Origin of the sequence: Mycobacterium colombiense CECT 3035 (genome assembly GCF_002105755.1) — a bacterium.
In the GTDB taxonomy this organism is placed as follows: Bacteria; Actinomycetota; Actinomycetes; order Mycobacteriales; family Mycobacteriaceae; genus Mycobacterium; species Mycobacterium colombiense.
This window is the reverse complement of the sequence record NZ_CP020821.1, coordinates 3,744,012-3,764,975: the sequence shown is the minus strand read 5'-3', so window position 1 is coordinate 3,764,975 and position 20,964 is coordinate 3,744,012. Positions and strand designations below refer to the sequence as shown.

21 protein-coding genes and 1 pseudogene are annotated in these 20,964 nt (G+C 66.7%); 12 read left to right on the top strand and 10 right to left on the bottom strand.

From position 1 onward, the window contains the following. Nucleotides 1-5: 5 nt before the first annotated feature. The 3 genes and pseudogenes from B9D87_RS17625 (at nt 6) to B9D87_RS17615 (ending at nt 2,692) form a co-directional block, all read left to right on the top strand. Nucleotides 6-491: an NUDIX hydrolase gene (locus B9D87_RS17625; RefSeq protein WP_007772058.1), complete on the top strand. Its 486-nt coding sequence runs from the start codon at nt 6-8 to the stop codon at nt 489-491. Nucleotide 492: 1 nt separating this feature from the next. Beyond that, nucleotides 493-1,398 (top strand): haloalkane dehalogenase, encoded by a 906-nt coding sequence (locus B9D87_RS17620; protein ID WP_007772060.1) that lies wholly within the window; start codon nt 493-495, stop codon nt 1,396-1,398. Between the two features lie 35 nt (nt 1,399-1,433). After that, a pseudogene (locus B9D87_RS17615) lies at nt 1,434-2,692 on the top strand (cytochrome P450). Here the strand turns inward: B9D87_RS17615 and B9D87_RS17610 are convergent. Further along, on the bottom strand, nt 2,689-3,057 hold the full coding sequence (locus tag B9D87_RS17610) for a hypothetical protein (protein ID WP_007772062.1): 369 nt from the start codon (nt 3,055-3,057) through the stop codon (nt 2,689-2,691). The pseudogene B9D87_RS17615 and the gene B9D87_RS17610 overlap by 4 nt on opposite strands. A gap of 82 nt (nt 3,058-3,139) precedes the next feature. Here B9D87_RS17610 and B9D87_RS17605 point away from each other — a divergent pair, with 82 nt between their 5' ends. Then, nucleotides 3,140-3,427, top strand: coding sequence for a CDGP domain-containing protein (locus B9D87_RS17605; RefSeq protein WP_007772063.1), 288 nt, complete (start codon nt 3,140-3,142; stop codon nt 3,425-3,427). 13 nt (nt 3,428-3,440) lie between these two features. Here B9D87_RS17605 and B9D87_RS17600 read toward each other — a convergent pair whose 3' ends face one another. Further along, nucleotides 3,441-4,511: an ATP-dependent DNA ligase gene (locus B9D87_RS17600; protein ID WP_007772064.1), complete on the bottom strand. Its 1,071-nt coding sequence runs from the start codon at nt 4,509-4,511 to the stop codon at nt 3,441-3,443. 26 nt (nt 4,512-4,537) lie between these two features. On the opposite strand from B9D87_RS17600, the gene ligD reads away from it, so the two are divergent. Both ligD and B9D87_RS17585 read left to right on the top strand, forming a co-directional pair. Then, nucleotides 4,538-5,569 carry a non-homologous end-joining DNA ligase gene (ligD, locus tag B9D87_RS17595; protein ID WP_007772065.1) on the top strand — a complete coding sequence of 344 codons (1,032 nt, stop codon included), beginning with the start codon at nt 4,538-4,540 and terminating at the stop codon, nt 5,567-5,569. A gap of 1,220 nt (nt 5,570-6,789) precedes the next feature. Next, entirely contained in the window at nt 6,790-8,802 is a 2,013-nt protein-coding gene (locus B9D87_RS17585; protein ID WP_040630722.1) for a glycoside hydrolase family 172 protein, read from the top strand. Here B9D87_RS17585 and B9D87_RS17580 read toward each other — a convergent pair. The 3 genes from B9D87_RS17580 to B9D87_RS17570 form a co-directional block, all read right to left on the bottom strand. Then, nucleotides 8,743-9,573 carry a rhomboid-like protein gene (locus B9D87_RS17580; RefSeq protein ID WP_007772069.1) on the bottom strand — a complete coding sequence of 277 codons (831 nt, stop codon included), beginning with the start codon at nt 9,571-9,573 and terminating at the stop codon, nt 8,743-8,745. The two genes, B9D87_RS17585 and B9D87_RS17580, sit on opposite strands and share 60 nt — an antisense overlap. Before the next feature lie 191 nt (nt 9,574-9,764). After that, nucleotides 9,765-10,529, bottom strand: a complete 765-nt coding sequence (locus B9D87_RS17575) for an SDR family oxidoreductase (protein ID WP_007772070.1) — start codon at nt 10,527-10,529, stop codon at nt 9,765-9,767. Between the two features lie 6 nt (nt 10,530-10,535). After that, on the bottom strand, nt 10,536-11,120 hold the full coding sequence (locus B9D87_RS17570; protein ID WP_007772071.1) for a PaaI family thioesterase: 585 nt from the start codon (nt 11,118-11,120) through the stop codon (nt 10,536-10,538). A 96-nt stretch (nt 11,121-11,216) separates the two neighbouring features. Here B9D87_RS17570 and B9D87_RS17565 point away from each other — a divergent pair, with 96 nt between their 5' ends. The 3 genes from B9D87_RS17565 (at nt 11,217) to B9D87_RS17555 (ending at nt 13,932) form a co-directional block, all read left to right on the top strand. Then, a complete protein-coding gene (locus B9D87_RS17565; protein ID WP_007772072.1) occupies nt 11,217-11,804 on the top strand; it encodes a TetR/AcrR family transcriptional regulator in 588 nt (195 codons plus the stop codon). 80 nt (nt 11,805-11,884) lie between these two features. Further along, nucleotides 11,885-12,718 (top strand): mycofactocin-coupled SDR family oxidoreductase, encoded by an 834-nt coding sequence (locus tag B9D87_RS17560; protein WP_101896848.1) that lies wholly within the window; start codon nt 11,885-11,887, stop codon nt 12,716-12,718. Nucleotides 12,719-12,729: 11 nt separating this feature from the next. Then, nucleotides 12,730-13,932, top strand: coding sequence for a cytochrome P450 (locus B9D87_RS17555; RefSeq protein WP_007772076.1), 1,203 nt, complete (start codon nt 12,730-12,732; stop codon nt 13,930-13,932). Nucleotides 13,933-13,941: 9 nt separating this feature from the next. Here the strand turns inward: B9D87_RS17555 and B9D87_RS17550 are convergent, their stop codons facing one another. The 5 genes from B9D87_RS17550 to B9D87_RS17530 form a co-directional block, all read right to left on the bottom strand. After that, nucleotides 13,942-14,499 carry a TetR/AcrR family transcriptional regulator gene (locus tag B9D87_RS17550; protein ID WP_052002532.1) on the bottom strand — a complete coding sequence of 186 codons (558 nt, stop codon included), beginning with the start codon at nt 14,497-14,499 and terminating at the stop codon, nt 13,942-13,944. A 60-nt stretch (nt 14,500-14,559) separates the two neighbouring features. Then, nucleotides 14,560-14,886 carry a hypothetical protein gene (locus tag B9D87_RS17545; protein WP_007772080.1) on the bottom strand — a complete coding sequence of 109 codons (327 nt, stop codon included), beginning with the start codon at nt 14,884-14,886 and terminating at the stop codon, nt 14,560-14,562. Next, a complete protein-coding gene (locus tag B9D87_RS17540) occupies nt 14,883-16,199 on the bottom strand; it encodes an aromatic ring-hydroxylating oxygenase subunit alpha (RefSeq protein WP_007772082.1) in 1,317 nt (438 codons plus the stop codon). Before B9D87_RS17540 ends, B9D87_RS17545 begins: the two co-directional genes overlap by 4 nt. Beyond that, nucleotides 16,196-17,095, bottom strand: coding sequence for an enoyl-CoA hydratase/isomerase family protein (locus B9D87_RS17535; RefSeq protein WP_007772083.1), 900 nt, complete (start codon nt 17,093-17,095; stop codon nt 16,196-16,198). Before B9D87_RS17535 ends, B9D87_RS17540 begins: the two co-directional genes overlap by 4 nt. A 101-nt stretch (nt 17,096-17,196) precedes the next feature. Continuing rightward, complete coding sequence (locus B9D87_RS17530) at nt 17,197-18,162, bottom strand: TIGR03621 family F420-dependent LLM class oxidoreductase (RefSeq protein ID WP_040630604.1); 966 nt, start codon at nt 18,160-18,162, stop codon at nt 17,197-17,199. 136 nt (nt 18,163-18,298) lie between these two features. Here B9D87_RS17530 and B9D87_RS17525 point away from each other — a divergent pair, with 136 nt between their 5' ends. The 3 genes from B9D87_RS17525 to B9D87_RS17515 all read left to right on the top strand — a co-directional run bounded on the left by B9D87_RS17525 (nt 18,299) and on the right by B9D87_RS17515 (nt 20,961). Then, a complete protein-coding gene (locus tag B9D87_RS17525) occupies nt 18,299-19,003 on the top strand; it encodes an SDR family NAD(P)-dependent oxidoreductase (RefSeq protein ID WP_007772086.1) in 705 nt (234 codons plus the stop codon). A gap of 30 nt (nt 19,004-19,033) precedes the next feature. Further along, nucleotides 19,034-20,488 (top strand): aldehyde dehydrogenase, encoded by a 1,455-nt coding sequence (locus tag B9D87_RS17520; RefSeq protein ID WP_007772088.1) that lies wholly within the window; start codon nt 19,034-19,036, stop codon nt 20,486-20,488. A gap of 83 nt (nt 20,489-20,571) precedes the next feature. Next, a complete protein-coding gene (locus tag B9D87_RS17515; protein WP_007772090.1) occupies nt 20,572-20,961 on the top strand; it encodes a PPOX class F420-dependent oxidoreductase in 390 nt (129 codons plus the stop codon). The last annotated feature ends 3 nt before the right edge of the window (nt 20,962-20,964 follow it).

The window sequence follows — 20,964 nt, the reverse complement described above, 5'->3', positions numbered from 1 at the left end:
ACTCGATGGCCAAACTGAGCGCGGGCGTGATCTTGTACCGGACCCGCGACGGCGTCGTCGAGGTGTTGATCGCGCATCCGGGCGGGCCGTTCTGGGCCCGCAAAGACGACGGCGCGTGGTCCGTCCCGAAGGGCGAGTACACCGACGGGGAGGACCCGTGGTCGGCCGCGCAGCGAGAGTTCGCCGAGGAGCTGGGTCTGGCGGTGCCGGCCGGGCCGCGCCTCGACCTCGGGCAGCTGAAGCAATCCGGTGGCAAGGTGGTGAGCGCCTACGCCGTGCACGGCGACCTCGACGTCACCGACGCGCGCAGCAACACTTTCGAATTGGAGTGGCCGAAGGGATCGGGCAAGCTGCGGGAATTTCCCGAGGTTGATCGGGTGGGATGGTTCGCGGTGGCGACCGCGCGCATCAAATTGCTCAAGGGCCAGCGCGGCTTTCTCGATCGCCTGATGGCGGATCCTGGCGTGGCCGGACTATCCGAAGGGACATGACATGCAAACGCTGCGAACGCCGGATGACCGATTCGACGGCCTTCCCGACTTCCCTTACGCCCCAAGGTATGGCGAAGTGCCCGACGATGACGGCGGCTCCCTGCGCGTGGCCTGGGTCGAGGACGGCCCGGACAGCGCAGATCCGATTCTCATGCTGCACGGCGAACCGTCCTGGTCGTATCTGTACCGCAAGATGATTCCGGTGCTGGCCGAAGCGGGCCATCGCGTCATCTGTCCCGACCTGGTCGGGTTCGGCCGTTCGGACAAGCCCACCCGCCGCGAAGACCACAGCTACGCCCGCCACGTCGAGTGGATGCGGGCGGTGGCCTTCGACGTCCTCGACCTTCGCAACGTCACCTTGGTCGGCCAGGACTGGGGTGGGCTGATCGGATTGCGGCTTGCCGCAGAGCATCCCGAACGCTTCGCGCGGGTCGTCGTCGCCAACACCGGGCTGCCGAATGGCGAGCAGCCCATGGCGGACGTCTGGTGGCGCTTCCGCGAAGCCGTCACGAAAGCGCCGACGCTGAACGTCGGCGCTTTCGTGCAGGGCGGCTGTCGCCGACAGATGAGCGAGGAGGAGCGTGCGGGCTACGACGCGCCGTTCCCCACCGACGAACACTGCGCCGGGCCGCGCGCCATGCCCGGTCTGGTGCCCACGTCACCGGACGATCCCGCCGCGGCGGCCAACAAGACCGCCTGGGCCAGGCTGTCGGTGAGCCCGACACCCATGCTGGTCGCCTTCAGCGACAGCGACCCGATCACCGGGCCGATGGCCGCCGCCTTCCAGCGTGAGATGCGCGGCGCACAGGGGATCGAGCACCCGGTGATCCGCGACGCCGGCCATTTCCTGCAGGAGGACGCCGGAGCGGAACTGGCCGGCCACATCGTGGAGTTCCTGCGCCGCTGAGCCGGGCGCCGCCGAGTGGCGGGCACAATGTCAGCATGACGACCGCGCCGACCGAGTCCACAAAACCCGACGAGTTGTTGGTGCGGCTGTTGGACCCGGCGGTCCGGGCCGATCCCTACCCGCTGTTCGCGCAGTTTCGGGACCGCGGATCGTTCGCCTTGCCGGAGGGCAACCTCGCGGTGTTCTCGACCTACCGCGACTGCGACGAAGTTCTGCGCCACCCGTCGTCGAGCAACGACCGGCTCAAGTCGACGGCCGCCCGGGCGCAGATCGAGGCGCAGACCCGGCAGCTCATCGAGGCGGGCGCCGAGGCGCCGCCCCAACCCCGCCGGGATTCCTGTTCCAGGACCCGCCGGACCACACCCGGCTGCGCAAGCTGGTCAGCAAGGCGTTCGCGCCGAAGGTGGTGAACGCGCTGCAACCCGACATCACCGCGCTGATCGACGGATTGCTTGACCGGATCGCCGAACGGGGCCGGTTCGAAGTTGTCGAGGACCTCGCCTATCCGCTGCCGGTGGCGGTCATCTGCCGGCTGCTCGGTGTGCCGATCGAGGACGAGCCGCAATTCAGCCGGGTGTCCGCGCTGCTGGCGCAGTCCCTGGACCCGTTTGTCGCCTTCACCGGAACGCCGTCGGACAACCTGAAAGAGCGGATGGACGCCGGCATGTGGTTGCGCGCCTACCTGCACGGGCTGATCGACCGGCGACGGTCGCGGCCGGGTGATGATCTGATGTCCGGCCTGATCGCCGTGGAGGAGTCGGGCGATCAGTTGACCGCGGAGGAGATCGTCTCCACCTGCGTCCTGTTGCTGGTCGCCGGTCATGAGACCACGGTGAATCTGATCGGCAACGCGGTCCTGGCGATGCTGCGCCAACCGTCGCAATGGGCCGCGCTCGGCGCCGACGCCGGCCGCGTTGCGGCGGTCATCGAAGAGACGTTGCGCTACGACCCGCCGGTGCAGATGATCGCCCGAACTGCGGGCGACGACATGGCAATTGGGGGCATCGACGTGCCCGCGGGTGACATCATGATGCTGCTGACCGCCGCCGCCCAGCGCGATCCCGCCGAGTACGACCGCCCCGATGTCTTCGATCCGGATCGGAAAGCGTTGCGTCACTTAGGGTTCGGTCGTGGTGCGCACTATTGTCTGGGTGCGCCGCTGGCCCGGCTGGAGGCCGGCGTGGCCCTGTCGGCGGTGACGGCGCGTTTCCCGAACGCCCGGCTGGACAGCGAGCCGCGCTACAAGGCCAATGTCACGCTGCGCGGGCTCTCGGAGCTCATAGTCGCGGTCTAGTCCCGATCCCAGGGCGGGCTCTCGTCCATCTTTTTGTAGTACTTCGCCAGGTGGCTCTTGATCCGATCGACGTCGGACGCGGGCACATCGATGCCGCCGCGCGCGCCGTCCATGATCGCGCCGGCCGCCATCACTCCACGCGGCACGGCTTTGAGGTCGCCGTCGACGACGTCGGCGATCAGCAGCTTGTAGGCCGTGAAGTTGTCCTTCTTGTCGCCGTCGTACCAGACGTGCGCGTCGCGGTATTTCTGGTTCGGCCCGTCCTGGGCATCGGCCCACTGCCGCACCCGCTTCTCGGCCGCGTCGCCGTCCCACTTGCGGTCCCGATCGGCCAACGGCAGATCCTGAAAGGCTGTGACTGACATGCTGGCCGCGTGCCCGCTGTGGTCGGGGCTAAACGGACCAAATCCGCTTACTCGAGCGGTAGCGTCGTGACGGGAGGCAACCATGAAGCGCGGCATTGTTGGTGGATCGGCCGCCCTGCTGACGGCCGCAGGGCTGATTGCGTCGGCGCCGCCGGCCGGCGCCGGGTGCCAATACGGGGGACCGGTTCTGAGCAAGTGCGACGGACCCGTCCAGCCCGACGGCACCTGGCAACGTTGCGTCGCGGTGACCCGCCTGGTTCCCAACGGCGCCAGTTCGTATCTGGTCCCCGACAACCACTGCGGTCTGATGGGGCCAGGTCAGCAGCCCTCGGATTTCGCCTTCGCCGACCCACCGACGCACATCGACTGAGCGGCCCGCCGCTTCAGCCCGAACCGAGCCCCGGCACGATCTCCCCGAGGCTGAACGTCACCGGTTGCTCGAGCTGTTCGTAGGTGCACGAACGCGGGTCGCGGTCCGGACGCCACCGATTGAACTGCGCGGTATGACGAAATCGCCGGCCCTCCATGTGGTCATAGCGGACCTCGACCACCCGCTCGGGCCGCAGCGGCACGAACGACAGGTCCTTGCCGGCGTTCCAACGCGAGAACTCGTTCTTACGCGGGGTCCGCTCGCCGGCTTCGTGCGCGGCCCAATTCCACGGGTGGTGCTCGAAATCGGTGACGAGCGGCTGTAATTCGTCGAACAGTCGCCGCCGCTCGGCCATCGGAAAGGCACCGATCACGCCGACCGACGCGAGCTGGCCGTCGTCCTGATACAGACCCAGCAACAGCGAACCGATCGCGCCGGCACCGGATTTGTGCACCCGATAGCCGGCGACCACACAGTCGGCGGTCCGCTCGTGCTTGATCTTGAACATGATTCGCTTGTCCGGCTGGTAAGTGATGTCGAGCGGCTTGGCGATCACGCCATCGAGTCCGGCACCCTCGAATTCGCCGAACCAGCTGTGGGCGGTGCCCAGATCGGTCGTAGCCGGCGTGACATGGATCGAGGGTCCCGAACCCGCCAGGGCCTCGACCAGGGTGGCGCGCCGCTCGCGGAACGGCCGCCGCGTGTAGTCGTCGTCGCCGAGGGCGAGCAAGTCGAACGCGATGAAGGACGCCGGTGTGGTCTCGGCGAGCATCCGCACCCGCGAGTCGGCCGGGTGAATGCGTTGTTGCAGCGCCTCGAAGTCCAGCCCGTGGTCGGTGGCGATGACGATCTCGCCGTCGATCACGCAGCGCGCCGGCAGCTCGGCCCTGACCGCGGCGACCAGCTCGGGGAAATAACGCGTCATCGGCCGTTCGTTCCGGCTGCCCAGCTCGACCTCGTCGCGGTCGCGGAAACAGATCGACCTGAAGCCGTCCCACTTGGGCTCATAGGACGCGTCCGGGGGAATTGAGCGCACCGACTTCGCCAGCATCGGCGACACCGGCGGCATGACAGGGAGGTCCATAGCCTGATTGTGCTGGAATCGGGGGTATGGCTGCTGCAGAAGAGCTCGACGTCGACGGCATTGCGGTGCGCCTGACCAATCCGGACAAGGTGTATTTCCCCAAACTGGGGTCGAAGGGGACCAAGCGACACCTGGTCGACTACTACCGCGCCGTCGCGGGCGGCCCGATGCTCGACACGCTGCGCGACCGGCCCACCCACCTGCAGCGCTTCCCGGACGGCGTCGACGGCGAGGAGATCTACCAGAAGCGGATCCCGCAGCACCATCCCGACTATCTGCAGACGTGCCAGGTGACGTTTCCGTCCGGGCGGACGGCCGACGCGCTGAAGGTGACTCACCCGGCGGCGGTGGTCTGGGCGGCACAGATGGGCACCGTCACCTTGCATCCGTGGCAGGTGCGCTGCCCGGACACCGACCATCCCGACGAACTGCGCATCGATCTGGACCCGCAGCCCGGTGTGGCGTTCGAGCAGGCGCGCACCGTCGCGGTCGACGTGTTGCGGCCGCTACTCGACGAGCTCGGTCTCATCGGATATCCGAAGACCTCCGGCGGTCGCGGGATCCACGTGTTTCTGCGGATCGCCACGGACTGGGATTTCACCGAGGTGCGCCGCGCCGGCATCGCCCTGGCCCGTGAGGTCGAGCGCCGTGCGCCAGACCTCGTCACCACGTCCTGGTGGAAGGAAGAGCGCGGAGAACGCATTTTCATCGACTTCAACCAGAACGCCCGGGACCGCACCATGGCGTCGGCGTATTCGGTGCGGCGCACCCCGATCGCGACGGTCTCGATGCCACTGACATGGGAGGAGCTGGCCGACGCCGAGCCGGACGACTACACCATGGCAACCGCGGCCGATCTGGTCCGAGACCGAGAAGACCCTTGGGCCGCAATGGATGATGCGGTCCAATCGATCGGTTCCCTGCTGGAAATGGCCGAGGCCGACGAAGAGCGCGGGCTCGGGGATATGCCGTATCCGCCGAACTATCCGAAAATGCCGGGCGAGCCCAAACGCGTTCAGCCCAGCCGGGATCGAGATCTCAAAGCCGACAAGGGCTAGCCGGCCGGCGATTGGGCCCGCGTTTTCCCCTCTCGCGTAGATGAGTCGCTCTGCCCGCGTGAGAATCTCAACGTAGCGCCCGCCGATACGCACGGGCAGTGATTCTCTTGCGCCGCAGTGGCTTAAGACGATTTGTCACAGTGACAACCGGGGTCATCGGCGAGGTGTAGCGGCCGGATTCAAAACGCACGAATTCCCCACCCGAACCGTCGAGGTATCAGGGTCAACCACTTTGCAGCATTGCCGCAGTGAGGCGATTAGCTTACCGCCAACCACCGCGACGGTCAGCACAATTCGCGTAGAGCGTGCGCACGGCCCGAAACGTGCGCACGCCCCCGCGTGGTTCGATTGCCGGCGTTGTCCCGAGATGACCGGAGACGCGGCCGCCGGCCGCAAAGGCATTGAATCCCAACGGTTTTCACATCACCAGACGTTGGCCGATGCGGTCACGACAGCATCCGCTACGTTGGCACGTCGCGGCGTGTAGCCGTGCGAGGACTGGCACCCAAATGGCATCAGGGGAGCACTCAATGGGCCCGAATAAGGGCCGTAGCGAGTAATGGGTGCGAGTAGCTGAGGCCCTGCCGGTTCCCCGGCAGACCTACCCCGTGCAGGTCAGATTAGGACCGCAGTCGATCGTGATCGGCGTTGTGCAGCCGGAAGCCGCGATGGCCGTGAAGGTGAGGATAATGCCAAGAACAACTTTGTATTTCAGACCAGACATGACCACTCCGTCCTTAGGAGAAATCTTGACGCCCGAGAGTAGGGATATTACGCGTTCAGCTCTTGGGTGAGTATGAAAATGAGTAATTTTCGACAAAATACGTCACCTGACTGAAAGCCGGCAGGTGACAACCCTCTGAATTCGAATCGTCGGCGACGGTGTGCGCTCGCAAATTCCCGCGAAAAGCGGGTTTTACTGTGCCCCAACGGACCTAGTTGAATACGATCTGGGCGCTCTGTCCCGGTCGATGAGCGAATGCGGCCCCTGCTTGCATTCCGTGATAATGCGGACGGGCTTAAACACGTTGCGTTGAAACGGGATACCAGCTTGCTTGACGGGGTCAAATCCAACTTTCGGTACGACATTGTGGGCTGACCTAAACTACGAGTACGCGATTGCCCTGTTCGGTGGGATGTCGTGGCCGGATCATCCGCCGACGAGACCGACAAAAGTAGGCTCAGTGGCTATGTCGGTGGCCGCGCGGGTGAGTTCCGCGGTGTTCGCGTTGCTGCTAGTGGCGATTCCCTGGGCCGCGGTGGCCGGCGCCGAGCCGGCCGCACCCGACACCGACCCGCCGGGCGCACGGATGGTCGGCTGGGACACCTACCGCCGATTGGACCGATTGCCCTATTTGAACCCCGGTGCGCAGACTCTGCAGGTGTCGAGCTTTGACCGCAGCGGCGGCGATTTCGACATATCCACCGGCAATCGCAACGGCAGTGGCGGCTGCCTGGCGCCCGGGGGTGCCGGCTGCGTCATCGCGGAGGATCACGGTGCCGGAGAAATCGATTCGATCTGGCTGACCCGCGATGGCGGCAATGTCCGCGCCCTGGGAAACATCCGCATCGAGCTGGACGGGCAGGCCGTTGTAGACGCACCATTGCAATCGGTGGTCGACGGCGCATTGGGGGCCCCGTTCGTATGGCCGCTGGTGGCCAACGCCGCGCAATCGCCGGGCGGCGTCTATATCAAGGTGCCGATGCCTTACCGGCGCTCGATGCGGATCAGCGTCACATCGCATTTGGAGTATTACCACGTCGACTATCGGCAGTTTCCCGACGGGGACGGAATCAACACGTTCTCACCGTCCGATCCCGCGCTCGACGTGCTGGGCACGCTCACGTCCGCCGGCGTGGCCGACCCCAAACCGGTGGCACCCGGTGCGGCGCACAGCACTCGGGTCAGCGACCTTTCCGCCGGTGCCGCACAAACCATCGCCGAACCGACTGGCTCGGCCGGCATCTCGGAGCTGCGGCTGCAGCTGCCCGGACCGGCCGCCGAACAGCTGGGTGGATTGCGGCTGCAGATCGAGTTCGACGGCCGAACCATGGTCGACTCGCCACTCGGGGAATTCTTCGGTGCCGGACTCGGTGCGAACCCCGTGCGGTCGCTGATGTTCGGCGCCAGCACCCAGCCCGATGGATCGTTGGTGTTATGCGATTGGTGGCCAATGCCTTTCGCGCAGTCGGCCCGCGTCACGGTCGTCAACACGGGCGCCGGCCCGGTGACGGGGATCGTCAGCGACGTCGTCACCACGCCCGACGCGCAATGGGCGCCCGCGTTGGCCAGCGGCCGCGCCGGCTACTTCACCGCGCGCTCGCACGCCGGACCGACGGTACCCGGACAGGACTGGGTGTTCGCCGAGGAGCAGGGCCGCGGCAAGTTCGTCGGCGTCAGTCACACCATTCACGGCTATCGAACCAAAACGGCGTTCAGCGATGACGCCCCGTATTTTCTCGAAGGCGCCGAGCGTGTCTACACCGACGGCGCCGCGTCGCCGCAGTGGTACGGCACCGGCACCGAGGACCTCTACGAGGGCGGCTGGTACTTCAAGAACGGCACCCACTTCAGCGACCCCCTGAACGGCCAGCCCGATCAGCGCACCGCCACGGGCGGATGCGCCGACTACTGCGTCGCCGTGTACCGCATCATGCTGGCCGACGCGATCGGCTATCACTCCGGGATCCGGTTCGGCATCGAGCACGGGAAAAGGAATATGGTCCAACCCGACTACAGCTCAACCGCATTCCTCTACACGCAGCCAGACGCCGGGATCAGCGCCGGTGACGACGTCAGCCCCACCGATCCGGTCAATCGGGTCCTGCACGGCTACACCGATTCCGACGCGACCGACCAGCTGCTGGTCAGCGAATACGAGGGGACTCAAGACACCCTGCCCGTCGTCGGCTCGGTCCGTACCACCCAGGGCGCGATCGCCTTTCACGTCCAGATCGACCCGGACAACCACGGCGTCCTGCTGCGGCGCACCTCGGATCAGGCGACGGGATTCCAGTCGGCGGACGTCGCCGTCGACGGCGTACCGACGGGCAATTGGCTACAGCCGCGCAGCAACACCGTTCACCGGTGGCTGGACGACACCTACCTGGTGCCGCAGTCGGTCACCGCGGGCAAGGCACAGGTCACCGTCACCTTGACCCCCACTGCCGACTCACCGCCCTGGACTGCGAGCCGCTACCACGTCGACGCATTGACGGGGCCCCCTGACTAGGGAGCGATTGCCGGCCAGCCCGATGAGCGCACCGGCGAGACCGCCGGCGGGCGCCATCAGCGAAGGCCCGGCCAGCAACAGATAACCGAACGTGACGCCCACCATCAGCAAGGCCTGATGCAGCGGAGTCCAGCTGGCTGCCGGTCGCATTCGAGCCGACAACCCGATGCCGAGCAGCAACGCCACCACGTGACCGACGGCGGTGAAGTCCGCGCTCGAGGCCGCCACCACCGCGGTCCCCAACCACCAGCCCGCCCAGGCGCCGCGCCAGCGTGCCGGGATCGCCGCCGTGAACGCGCCGAGCACGCATACCGCGCCATAGCTGATCCCCACATCACTGGCGCGGGCGACCGACACCGGCAGCGTCCCCGCCTCGATGGCGGCGACCAGCCCGACCGCCACGATGAGCGTGGCGCCGATGTGGCCGACGGCGAAGGTGACGAGCAGCCCCCGGCCGCACCACATGAGTTCGCCCAGAGCCAGCAGGCAGACCAGCCCGGGCAGCCAGAAGAACAGGTCGCCGCCGTCGTTGACGAATGCGCTGCCGATCAACGTGCCCAGGTGGCCGCGCCCAAGGTTGTGAACGTTCGTGCTCATCCGGCTCACGGCGACCTCGCGCGCGTGCGGACCCAGCGCCGCGAGGAGCAGGTAGATGGCGAGCAGGAGGACCGCATAGCTGGCCGTGACTCGAATCGACGCCGCGGCGGGCGCGGCGCGCAGCGGCGCCCGTGTCCAGCGCAAAGCGCCGTCGCGGGTAGCGGCGAATGTCATGGTTCCACGGTGCGGGTCCAAAGGGCGGCGTGCCGCGTTCTTAACGAAGCCTTCACACCTATGACGCAAATCTTCATGGAGCCGGCCACCACGTGACGTCTTTTTAAAGAGAGGTGATCGCGGCGACGGCCTCCTCGGCGGTCACGATCAGCAGAAGCCCGGTCGCCGCTTTGTCATTCGCCACCGGACCATCATCTCTCGGCCGCCCCCATAATGAACGGCACCTCGTCGGAAGCCGCGTGGCGGGCGGCCAGCAGCGCCCTGGCGGGCGCACCGATTGGAATGCGCAGCGGCAGTTGGGGCTTCTCCGCGGCATCGACCACCTCGGCCGCGACCTGCTCGGGCGTGATCATGCCGTCGCGGGGACCGCCGCCCCGCAGGATCGCGGCGTAGGGATCGTCGGGCAGCGTGTAGGTGGTCACGTCGTCGAGGGCCCCGGAGCTCACCGCGCCGGGCTCCAACAACGCGGTCTGAACGCCATGTGGCGCAACCTCGATCGCCAGCGACTCGACCAGGGCTTCCAGCGCCCACTTCGTCGCCGCATACGCCGCGCCGGGCGGCAACACGACGCGTCCGACGACGCTGGACATGAAGAGCAGTTTCCCGGCACCGCGTGACCTCATCTGCGGCAGGACCGCCTGGGCCACGCGGATCGCCCCGATGGTGTTGAGGTTGAGCAGCCGCTGCAGCTCGGCCAGCGGGGTGGCTTCCACGGCGGCATAGAAGATGACTCCCGCATTGGCCACGACGATGTCGATGTCACCGGCGGCCTCAACGGCCGCGGTGACGCTGGCGTCATCGGTGACGTCGAGGGACAGCCGCTGGCTGACGTCAAGGTCCGCCAGGGTGCGGGGATCACGTGCGGTGGCCACCACGCGGTGGCCGCGGCCGGCGAACTCGGTGGCGATGGCGCGCCCGATGCCGCGGTTGGCTCCGGTGATGAGAACGGAAGACATGGCAGCTCAATCCCTTCGGCGTTGGGTGCCGTTGCCGTTATGTGTCCGGCCGGGCAAGTCGAAGACCAACAGCGTGCTGGTTGCGGTCGCGACGAGCGCCCCCGACGCATCGGTGGCCTTGGCCTCGGTGAACCCGATCCGCGATCCCGCCTTGACGACGGCGCCCACCGCGGTCAGCGGACCGCCGGCCACGGTGATGGCCTTCAGGTAGTTGACCTTGATTTCCACCGATGTGTAGCCGACGCCCTCGCCGAGCGTGGTGTGCAGCGCGCAGCCGGTGACGGTGTCCAGCAGGGTGCACACCGTGCCGCCATGAACCGTTCCCAGCGGGTTGTACATGGACCCGTCGGGCGTGCAGGTGAACGTGATTCGACCGCTCGCGACCTCGGTGACGCGCATCTGGATGAGCTCACCGATCGGCGGTGGCGGCAACTGGCCGTCGGCCACGGCGCGCCAGTAGGCGAGGCCGGACATCGCCGCGGCGGTGGACTGGGTGGTGATCGGGTCGTGCCAGGTGATCAGCCGCGACTCCTTGTCACCCCAGCCCTCGATAGCGGCTTGGTCAGCGCGAATGTCCTGCGGATGGACCATCCCGTTCCCCTTCGAAAAAACTGATCGGTTTACTTCGATAGGGCCAAACTACCGGTAAGCGGCAGCCTTGTAAACCGAGCGGTGTACCATCGCGGCATGAGTGCAGCCACAGCGCAGCCGCGTCCCGCCGCCGGCCGCGGCGCGCGCGAACGCATCGAGCGTGCGGCGGCCCGGCTCTTCTACCGCAATGGCATCCACGCGACCGGCGTCGAACTCGTCGCGCACGAGGCCGGCGTCTCCAAGCGAACGCTGTATCAGCACTTCGCCAGCAAGAACGAACTCGTCGACAACTACCTGCGCAACATCGAGTCCCGCGGCGGAGCGCCCACCGAGAAGCGCCTCGACGACGCCACGCTTCCCGCCCGCGAGCGCCTGCTGGCCATTTTCGATCTGCGCCAATCAGACGTCGTGCGCGGCTGCCCCTTTCACAACGCCGCCGTGGAGTCGGCCGGATCGCTGGCGACAACCGACGAGATCGTGCGGACCCACAAGCGGGATTTCACCGACCGCCTCATCGCCGTGGCGCGCGAGGCCGGTGCCGCCGATCCCCATCTGCTCGGCCAGCAGCTGGCCGTGCTGTTCGAGGGTGCCACCGCGATGGCCACGTCGCTGAATGACACCGCGCCCGTCGTCCATGCCCGCGCCGCCGCGGCGACGCTGATCGAGGCCGCCCTGCGGTCTTGACGGACTCGTCGGGATGCTGCTAGACATGGCCTGCGCCACACTTTTGGGCGATCGCCCAAAGTCCGATGGGTGGAGGATGCATGGGTCGGATGGATGACAAGGTCGCATTCGTGACCGGTGCGGCACGGGGGCAGGGCAGAAGTCACGCCGTCCGGCTCGCGCAGGAGGGCGCCGACATCATCGCGGTCGACATCTGCCGTGGATTCGAAGGCTCGCCGGCCCCCGCCGCCACGCCGGAAGACCTCGACATCACCGCCGGCATGATCAAGGACGCCGGAGCCCGCGTCGTGACCGCCGAGGTGGACGTGCGTGAGTACGACGCGTTAAAGGCGGCGGTCGACAGCGGCGTCGAACAGCTGGGGCGCCTGGATGCCATCGTCGCCAACGCGGGCATCGGCACGATGACCGGCAAGCTGCACAAGACCGACGAGGCGCTGTGGCAGGAGATGATCGACGTCAACCTCAGCGGGGTGTGGAAGTCGGTCAAAGCCGGCGTCCCGCACATGCTGGCCGGGGACCGCGGCGGCTCGATCATCTTGACCTCGTCGGTCGCGGGTAAGAAGGCCTACTTGCACACCGGCCACTACACGTCGGCCAAGCACGGGGTGATCGGGCTGATGCGGGCATTCGCAGTTGAATTGGGGCACAAGATGATCCGGGTCAACGCCGTCCTGCCGACCCACGTGAACACGCCGCTGCTGATCAACGAGGGCACCTTTCATGCCTTTCGTCCCGACCTGGAGAACCCCGGCCCGGACGACCTGGCCCCGATCTGCCAAACCTTCCACACGCTGCCAATCCCGTGGGTCACCGCCCAGGACATCAGCAATGCCGTGTTGTTCCTGGCCTCCGACGAAGCGCGATACATCACCGGCGTGGCGCTGCCGGTGGATGCCGGCAGCTGTCTGAAGTAAGGAACGCATCGATGACCGTCACCAACGACACCGACGTCTACTACGACCCCTACGACGTCAACATCAATGCCAACCCCTACCCGGTCTACGCCCGGCTGCGCGAAGAGGCACCGATCTACTACAACGAACAATACGACTTCTGGGCGCTGTCACGGCATTCCGACGTCGAGCACGGACTGGCCAACTGGGAAACCTTCTCCAACCGGCGCAGCGACATCCTCGAGCTCGTCCAGTCGAAGTTCGACATGCCCGGCGGCGTGATGATGTTCCAGGATCCGCCGGAGCACTCCAGGCTGCGCGGCCTGATGTCGCGGGTGTTCACCCCCCGCCGGATGGCCGCCCTCGAGGACCAGATTCGGCAGTACTGCATACGCTGCCTGGATCCGCTGGTCGGTTCCGGTGGATTCGACATCATCGCCGAGCTGGCGTCCATGATGCCGATGCGCGTGATCGGGATGCTGTTGGGAATCCCGGAGTCCGAACAGATCTCGGTCCGTGACGCCAACGACGCCAACCTGCGCACCAAGCCGGGTGCGCCGTTGAAGGTCGCCGACGCCGACTCCATCGCCGACGGCCGGATCTACGCCGACTACGTCGAATGGCGTTCCAAGAACCCCTCGGACGACCTGATGACGACGCTGCTCAACGTCGAATTCGACGACGATAACGGGGTGCACCGCAAGCTGACCCGCAAGGAGGTGCTGCACTACACCCAGGTGGTCGCCGGGGCGGGCAATGAGACCACTGGCCGGCTGATCGGCTCGCTGGCCAAGGTGCTCGCCGAGCACCCCGACCAGCGCCGCGCGGTCTACGAGGACCGGTCGCTGCTGACCCGCACCATCGACGAGACGCTGCGTTTCGAACCCACCGGCCCGCACGTCGCGCGTTGGATGGCAAAGGATTTCGAGTGTTACGGCACGACGGTTCCGGCCGGCAGCGCCATGCTGTTGCTGTTCGGCGCCGCCAACCGCGATCACCGCCGCTACACCGATCCGGACACGTACAACATCCGTCGCGACAACATCTCGCACATCACCTTCGGGAAAGGCGTGCACTACTGCCTGGGTGCCAACCTCGCCCGCCTCGAGGGCCGCGTCGCGCTGGACGAGATCCTCAACCGCTGGCCCGAATGGGACATCGATTACGACACAGCGCAATTGGCGTCGACGTCGACGGTGCGCGGCTGGGAGCGGCTGCGCGTCGTGTTGCCCTGAGCCGGCGCCTCAGGTGGTCCGGCGTTTCTTCGGAGTGGGCATTTCGAAGCGGTCCAGGAAACGGTGGACCAGCGCGACGGCCTCGTCGTGCCCACCGCGGGTGCCCAGGCCCTGTTCGAGGATCAGGGTGCGCCCGATGGAGGCGATGACCACCGCCAGGGCCGCGGGCGGGAATTCGTCGGGATCGAGTTCGTGTTCGCGGACGATGAAGTTCAGCGCGGTGATCTGTTGTTCGCGCCAGCGTTCCGACCACGCCGAGATCTCGGCCCGAATCTCCTTGCGGTGGTTGGCAAGTCCCATGAACTCCAGCAGCAGCCGGGTGTCCTTGGGTGCGGTGAGCGTGTCCCAGAAGGCGTGCAGCGGGCGGTCGGAGGCCAATGCCTGCTGCTGGCGCTCGAGGTAGACGGCGGCACCGTTGCGGAAGACAGCCAGATACAACTCGTCCATGGTGGGGAAGTAGTAATGCACCAGGGCCGGTTTGACCCCGGCCTTGGCGGCCACCCGCCGCGACGTGGCGGCGGCGTAGCCCTCCTCGACCATGATCTGGCTCGTCGCCGCCACCAGCATGTCGCGCGTGGTGGAGTCGCGCGCTTTCGGTCGCTCGGATGCGGTCACGGTCTGGTCATATCACACGGCCGGTTCGGCGACCATGTCGAAGAACGCGGCGCCGGAGTCCGGGATGCGGTTCTGCTTGAACACGTTGACGGCATAGGAGATCAGGATCATCGAATAGAGCAGGTGCAGCAGCCTGGTCGCATCGTCCGGTAAGGCGTTGATGTCGCGCTCGTTCAGATACGCGATCGCCTCCTCGGCTCGGGGGGCGATGGCGTCGTAGAACCTGACCAGGTCCTCGTAGGGCTTGGACAGCCGTGCCTCGTAGCGTTGCGCCCGGGTCGGCAACGCCCAATCGGCGACGAACGGTTCGAGGTCGGCGAACCCCTGCGGCAGTGTCATGGGCGCGCCTCCTCAGACCGGTGGGCGTCGACCGTGTCACGGATGACCGTGTGGAACTGGCGGATGAGCAATTCCTGGTCGCTGAGGTGAAAGGTGCTCTGCGCGCGCGTCTTCAGGGCCGAATGCGTGGCCTCGATCGTGTTCACGTCCTGCATCGCGAATTCGATCGTGCTGTCGACCACCAGTTCCTGCGCCAGTCGTTCGGCGGCGTTGGCCGGCGGCACGAAGTACATGTCGATCTCGTAGATGTGTGAGTCGACGGTCTCGGGCCAATAGGTGTAGGTGATGTAGTACCCGCGGGCCCAGATCTGGATCGAGATGTTCGGGAAGACCCAGAACTGATCATTGCCCCACGAGGCGATCTCGCCCCGGTTGAGGAAGTCCGGTTGCGGCCCGATATCGGGGACGTCGTCGGGGCCGAAAAGCCCGGCCCGGAACAGCTTGTACACCCAGCGCTGGTCCTGGCGGGCCGGGCCGGCGGCGCCGGGCTCGCGCGGCGGCAGCGGCGGCGGTCCCGGGACCGACGTGAGCATGTGCGGCCGGAACAGTTCGTAGTGATACGAGTCGACGGGCGGCACCATCTTCTCCGCCTTGGACACGTCGGGATCGATGAAGCGTCCATGCACGTAGGGCGGGTGATACCACTCGCACACCGAGTCGACGGCCAGCTTCCAGTTCCCGTTGATCCGGGTCGAAAACCCGTAGTGCTGAGTCATCTTGTCGAACGGGTAGTTCTCGATCGGGAGCAGCCCGTCGCCCAGGAAGCTGCGCAGCGGCACCGGAACTTGTCCCGGTTTGGAAGCCAAGTTGACGAAGATGAAGCCGGCCCACACCTCGCAGTGCACCGGTGGCATCCGCAAGGTGCTCTTGTCGAGGTCGAAGAACTCGCCCTCGTTGGTGACGTGGTTGACCCTGCCGTCCAAACCGTAGCGCCAGCCGTGGTACTTGCACGCGAACGCGCGGCAGGTGCCCGACGATTCCCGCGCGGGGTGCTCCTGCCAGACCACCTTGTTGCCCCGGTGCGCGCACACGTTGTGGAAGGCGTGCACGGTGTCGTCGCGGTCGCGGTCGCGGGCGATCACGATCGAGGCCAGCCGTCCGGGCAGATCACGGGTGAAGTACGACCCCCTGCGGGGCAGGCGTTCAATCCGGCCGACGCACAACCAGTTTCGCTCGAACACCGCCTTGCGCTCGGCGGTGAAGAATTCCTCGGAGATCGAATCCTCATAGCTGACGGGGGCCGTCCCAAGTTCGGGATAGTCGGTGGTGAACTTGCCCCGCCCGGTCGACAGGCGCTGCTGGATGCCGGTCACGAGGGCACTCCTTCGCTGCGCTGGCCGCCGTTTTGCGCCGAGCCTTTCCAGGGCTCCTGGTCCCAGGCCCGGTCCAGCGGTGCCATCTCGCCGCCGAACGGGAAGAAGGCACGCTGCGCGTAGGTTTCCCGGGCCAGGCCATGGCCGAGCTCGTCGATGAAGGCCCGCTTGAGCGGATTGGTGAACAACTGGCGCGAATAACGCAGCGTCAGTGGTGGGCGCTTGACCAGTTCGCGCGCGAGTTCCCAGGCCCTGTCCAGCAATTTGTCCTTGGGCAGCACCTCGTTGACGACGCCCCACTCCTTGGCCTCGGCCGCCCCGAGCCTCATGCCGGTCAGCAGGAAGTAGCGGGCGCGGGTGTGGCCGGCCAGGAAGCTCCAGATGACGTGCTGGCCGTCGCCGGGCACCTGGCCGCGAGGGAAGTGGGATGCGTCCTGAAAGTAGGCGTCTTCGGAGGCCAGGACGATGTCGCCCAGCAGCGCCACCTCGGAGTGGATGTTGCACGGGCCGTTGACCGCGCTGATCATCGGGACATCGACGTCGAGCACGTTGGTGATCAGATGCCGTGCATACCAAGCCTTTTCGTCGAGCTTGACCAGTCCGCGGGTGCCGGACATCAACAGGTACTCGGGCTCGTCCACCAGCTCACCGTTGGGCAACCGGCCCCAGTTGGCGTTGTAGTTCTCGCCGGTACCGGTGTGGATCAGGACCTTGATTTCGCGGTCTCCGGCGATGTCGGCGAAGGCATCCGACATGTCGTCGTGCGCGCGCCAGTCCCACACCAAACTGCCGCCGTTGGTGTGGCACTGCATGAACAGGATTCCGTCGTCGGTGAGTTCGAACCGGTAGTTCGCATACCGGTCGTGATATTCGCTGTACCTGGTCCGCTTCGCCATTGCGCCGTCTCATTCCCGAGAAACCGTCAGTCAGGCGGTTTGAGCGATCGCCCAAACCGCGTAGCTGCCATGCTTGCACCTGCGGTCGCGGCGGTCAAGGCTCACCGTCCGTGCAGGCGGGCCACCACCGGCGCGAAGGAGTCGATCTGTTCCTGTTGCACCGTGACGTAGTTGACGCCCAGGGTTTCCCGGCGCGAATGCAGCGTCTCCACAACGTGATCCGCCGAACCGATCAGCACATTTGGATGATCGCGCAACAGGTCGGCGGCGATGCCCGTCGACTTCGCCAGCGCCGCCAGCACGGTCTCGGGATCATCGGTGATTTCGGTGAAGTACGGCGAGCTTTCGACGTCCAGGCGGCCGAAGCGCGCGCCGGCGGCGTCGCGTACGAAGCCGATCCGGCGCTCCGCCACCGCCTGTGGGTCCAGCCCGTCGGGATCGCGTGCCACAAACGGCACGCTGGAGATGCTGACGATGTCGGCCTCGCGTCCGGCCAGCGTGAGGACGCGCTGCCCGCCCCCGCCAATGATGATCGGCGGGTGGGGTTGTTGCACCGGCCGTGGCCGACCGGCATAGCCGCGTGCCTCGACCAACTCGCCCGAGTATTCCAGTTCGTCGCCCTGCCAATGGGCCTTGACGAGCGAAACCACCTCGGCCAGCTTGGCGATGCGACGGCCCGGCCGATCGAACGCGAGCCCCATCGCGGCGTATTCGACTCCGCTCCATCCGGCACCGACGCCGAATTCCAGGCGCCCATCGGAGAGCAGATCGAGTGTCGCCGCCTCCTTGGCCAACACCGCGGGAACGTGGTAATCGATGCAGAAGACGCGGCAACCGATGCGCAGGGTCTCGGTCCAGGCGGCCGCCGCCGCCATCGCCGCGATGGGCGCCAGGTCCTGGCGCGGGGTGCGCGCCTCGCGCTGCGCCGGCCCGGGTCCCAGGTAGTGATCCGCGAGGAAAAGCGTTGTGTATCCAAGACCTTCGACCCGGCGCACCGTATCGCGCCACTCTCGTGACCCGGCGGCATTGGTGGCCTGCACTCCGAAACGAAACGGGGGTCTGTCCATCAACGGACCTTAAGTGGGCCACGGAGTGCGGATCAAGCGGGATCGACAACCGCGCTTGACCGTGGGTGAGGCCGGGTGATAGGCATGTGAAGCCCTCATTTGGGCGGTCGCTCAGGAAAGTCGAGGTGTCATTCGCGTGAAGACGGCGGTCGTTACCGGCGGCGCCTCGGGGATCGGCCGTGCCGTCGCCGAGCGATTGCGCAGCGACGGATTTCGGGTGGCCGTCCTCGACCTGACTCCCACCGATGACGGCTTCGGCTATGGCGCCGATGTCACCGATCGCGCCCAGGTCGATGCCGCGATAGCGGAGATCCGCGCGGCGTTAGGCCCGATTCTGGTGCTGGTCAATGCCGCCGGCGTGGAGGGGTTCGGAAAGTTCACGAGCATGTCCTTCGAGGAATGGTCCAAGGTCATCGACGTGAACCTGCACGGCGTCTTCCACACGGTTCAGGCCGTGCTGCCCGACATGGTCGAGGCCGGATGGGGTCGCATCGTCAACATCTCCTCGTCCAGCACCCACTCCGGGCAGCCGTTCATGGCCCACTACGTCGCCGCGAAGTCCGCGGTGAACGGCCTGACCAAATCGCTGGCGCTCGAATACGGCCCGGCCGGCATCACGGTCAACGCGGTTCCGCCGGGCTTCGTCGACACACCGATGCTGCGCAGCGCCGAGCGGCGGCACCTGCTCGGTGGCACGGTGGAGGATCACATCCAGCGCACCCCGGTGCGTCGCGTCGGCACGCCGGAAGACATCGCCGCGGCGTGCGCCTTCTTCGTCTCCGAGGAAGCCGGCTACATCACCGGTCAGATACTCGGGGTCAACGGCGGCCGCAACACTTGATCGCTGAACCGCAGAGCCCCAAGGAGATTGATGTACGAGAGGGACCAGCTCTTCATCGATGGCCAGTGGGCCGCACCGGCCGCTGGATGCGACACCGTCATCTCGGTGGTATCGCCGCACAGCGAGGAGGTGATCGGCCACGCCGTCGCCGCCGGACCCGAGGATGTGAACCGCGCCGTCGACGCTGCGCGCGCGGCGTTCGACACCGGGCCGTGGCGCCGCATGCGGCCGGCGGAACGGATCGAGGCGCTGACCCGCCTGGCCGGCATCTACAAGGAGCGGCGGGCCGACATGGCGGCGCTGATCTCGGCCGAGATCGGCGCGCCCATCACCTTTGCGAAGATGGCCCAGGTTCGCCTGCCGCTGACCATGATCTCGGCGTTCTGCGGTATGGCGGCGAATTACCAGTGGCGACAGGATCGTCCGGGCCTGTACGGCAAGGATATTCGCATCGTCAAGCGACCCGTCGGCGTTGTTGCCGCCGTGGTGCCGTGGAACATGCCCCAGTTCCTCACCATGTGCAAGATCGTGCCGGCGTTGTTGGCCGGATGTTCGGTGGTGCTCAAGCCCGCCCCCGAATCCGTGCTCGACGCGCAGCTGCTGGCCGAACTCGTTGCGGCGGCAAGCTTTCCGCCCGGCGTGTTCAACGTGGTGCCCGGCGGCCGCGACGTCGGAGAGCAGCTGGTGGGTCACACCGGCGTGGACAAGGTCTCGTTCACCGGGTCCACCGCCGCCGGGCGGCAGGTCGCGCTGGCCTGCGCCCAGGAGCTGACACAGGTGAGCCTGGAACTGGGTGGCAAGTCAGCCGCCGTGGTGCTCGACGACGCCGACCCCGCCGCGACCGCCACCGCCATTCAGATGGCCAGCCTGGCCAACAGCGGTCAGGTATGCAACGCGCTGAGCCGGATCCTGGTGCCGCAGGGCCGTAAAGACGAATTCGTCGATGCGCTGGCGGCGGGCATGCGGTCGATGGCGGTGGGCGACCCGGCCGACCCCGACACCCAGATCGGGCCCCTGGTGGCGCAGCGCCAACAGGAGCGGGTGCGCGGCTACATCGAATCGGGCAAAGGCGAGGGCGCGCGCCTGGTGACCGGTGGCAGCGAGATGCCCGACGGCCTCGAAACCGGTTGGTACGTAAGGCCGACGCTGTTCAGCGACGCCACCAATGACATGCGGGTCGCCCGCGAGGAGATCTTCGGTCCGGTGCTGACCGTGATCTCCTACCGGGACGAGGACGAGGCGGTCCGGATCGCGAACGACTCCGAGTACGGGCTGGCGGGATCGGTGTTCACCGCCGACGTCGAGCGTGGTTACGGCGTGGCGGCCAGGGTGCGGTCGGGCACCTTCGGCGTCAACGAGGGCTACATCATGGATCCGGCGGCACCGTTCGGCGGGGTCAAGAACAGCGGGTACGGCCGCGAACTGGGCACCGAGGGGATCGACAGCTACACGGTCAGCCAATCCATTTCGGTCGCGGCCTCGTGACCGGCACGGTTGGCCGCCGCGTTTAAGTTTCTTAACCACCGGGGATAGGGACGGGGCAAGCCCTCCAGAGGTAAGGAACACCCGTGGCCCCCAGCTTCCAGGACGTCATCCAGTCCAAGTACTTGCTGTTGACAACATTCACCAAGGACGGCCGCCCGAAACCGACACCGATCTGGGGCGTCCCCGACGGTGACGACACGCTGCTGGTGATCACCGACGACGGGTCGTGGAAAACCAAGCGCATCAACAACACTCCCCGGGTGACGATCGCGAAGAGCGGGGCGCTGGGCAAGCCCAAGAGCGAAGAGGTCCAAGCGAAAGCCCGGGTGCTACCCAAGTCCGAGACGCGCCGCGTCTACAACGCCGTCCTCAAGCGGTACTGGTACCACGCGCCGTGGTTCTACGTGCACTCGATCGTCCGCGGCGGCATCGACAAGGTGCACGTCGGCCTGGAGATCAAGCCCGCCGGCTGAGGC

Bases quoted from the DNA above. Each gene is read 5' to 3' on its own strand.
- B9D87_RS17565 (WP_007772072.1), top strand. From the start codon at position 11,217: ATGAGTGCAGCCACAGCGCAGCCGCGTCCCGCCGCCGGCCGCGGCGCG.
- B9D87_RS17530 (WP_040630604.1), bottom strand. From the start codon at position 18,162: ATGGACAGACCCCCGTTTCGTTTCGGAGTGCAGGCCACCAATGCCGCC.
- B9D87_RS17570 (WP_007772071.1), bottom strand. From the start codon at position 11,120: ATGGTCCATCCGCAGGACATTCGCGCTGACCAAGCCGCTATCGAGGGC.
- B9D87_RS17580 (WP_007772069.1), bottom strand. From the start codon at position 9,573: ATGACATTCGCCGCTACCCGCGACGGCGCTTTGCGCTGGACACGGGCG.
- B9D87_RS17610 (WP_007772062.1), bottom strand. From the start codon at position 3,057: ATGTCAGTCACAGCCTTTCAGGATCTGCCGTTGGCCGATCGGGACCGC.
- B9D87_RS17545 (WP_007772080.1), bottom strand. From the start codon at position 14,886: ATGACACTGCCGCAGGGGTTCGCCGACCTCGAACCGTTCGTCGCCGAT.
- B9D87_RS17550 (WP_052002532.1), bottom strand. From the start codon at position 14,499: ATGCTGGTGGCGGCGACGAGCCAGATCATGGTCGAGGAGGGCTACGCC.
- B9D87_RS17520 (WP_007772088.1), top strand. From the start codon at position 19,034: ATGTACGAGAGGGACCAGCTCTTCATCGATGGCCAGTGGGCCGCACCG.
- B9D87_RS17600 (WP_007772064.1), bottom strand. From the start codon at position 4,511: ATGGACCTCCCTGTCATGCCGCCGGTGTCGCCGATGCTGGCGAAGTCG.
- B9D87_RS17575 (WP_007772070.1), bottom strand. From the start codon at position 10,529: ATGTCTTCCGTTCTCATCACCGGAGCCAACCGCGGCATCGGGCGCGCC.
- B9D87_RS17535 (WP_007772083.1), bottom strand. From the start codon at position 17,095: ATGGCGAAGCGGACCAGGTACAGCGAATATCACGACCGGTATGCGAAC.
- B9D87_RS17560 (WP_101896848.1), top strand. From the start codon at position 11,885: ATGGGTCGGATGGATGACAAGGTCGCATTCGTGACCGGTGCGGCACGG.
- B9D87_RS17555 (WP_007772076.1), top strand. From the start codon at position 12,730: ATGACCGTCACCAACGACACCGACGTCTACTACGACCCCTACGACGTC.
- ligD (WP_007772065.1), top strand. From the start codon at position 4,538: ATGGCTGCTGCAGAAGAGCTCGACGTCGACGGCATTGCGGTGCGCCTG.
- B9D87_RS17620 (WP_007772060.1), top strand. From the start codon at position 493: ATGCAAACGCTGCGAACGCCGGATGACCGATTCGACGGCCTTCCCGAC.
- B9D87_RS17605 (WP_007772063.1), top strand. From the start codon at position 3,140: ATGAAGCGCGGCATTGTTGGTGGATCGGCCGCCCTGCTGACGGCCGCA.
- B9D87_RS17625 (WP_007772058.1), top strand. From the start codon at position 6: ATGGCCAAACTGAGCGCGGGCGTGATCTTGTACCGGACCCGCGACGGC.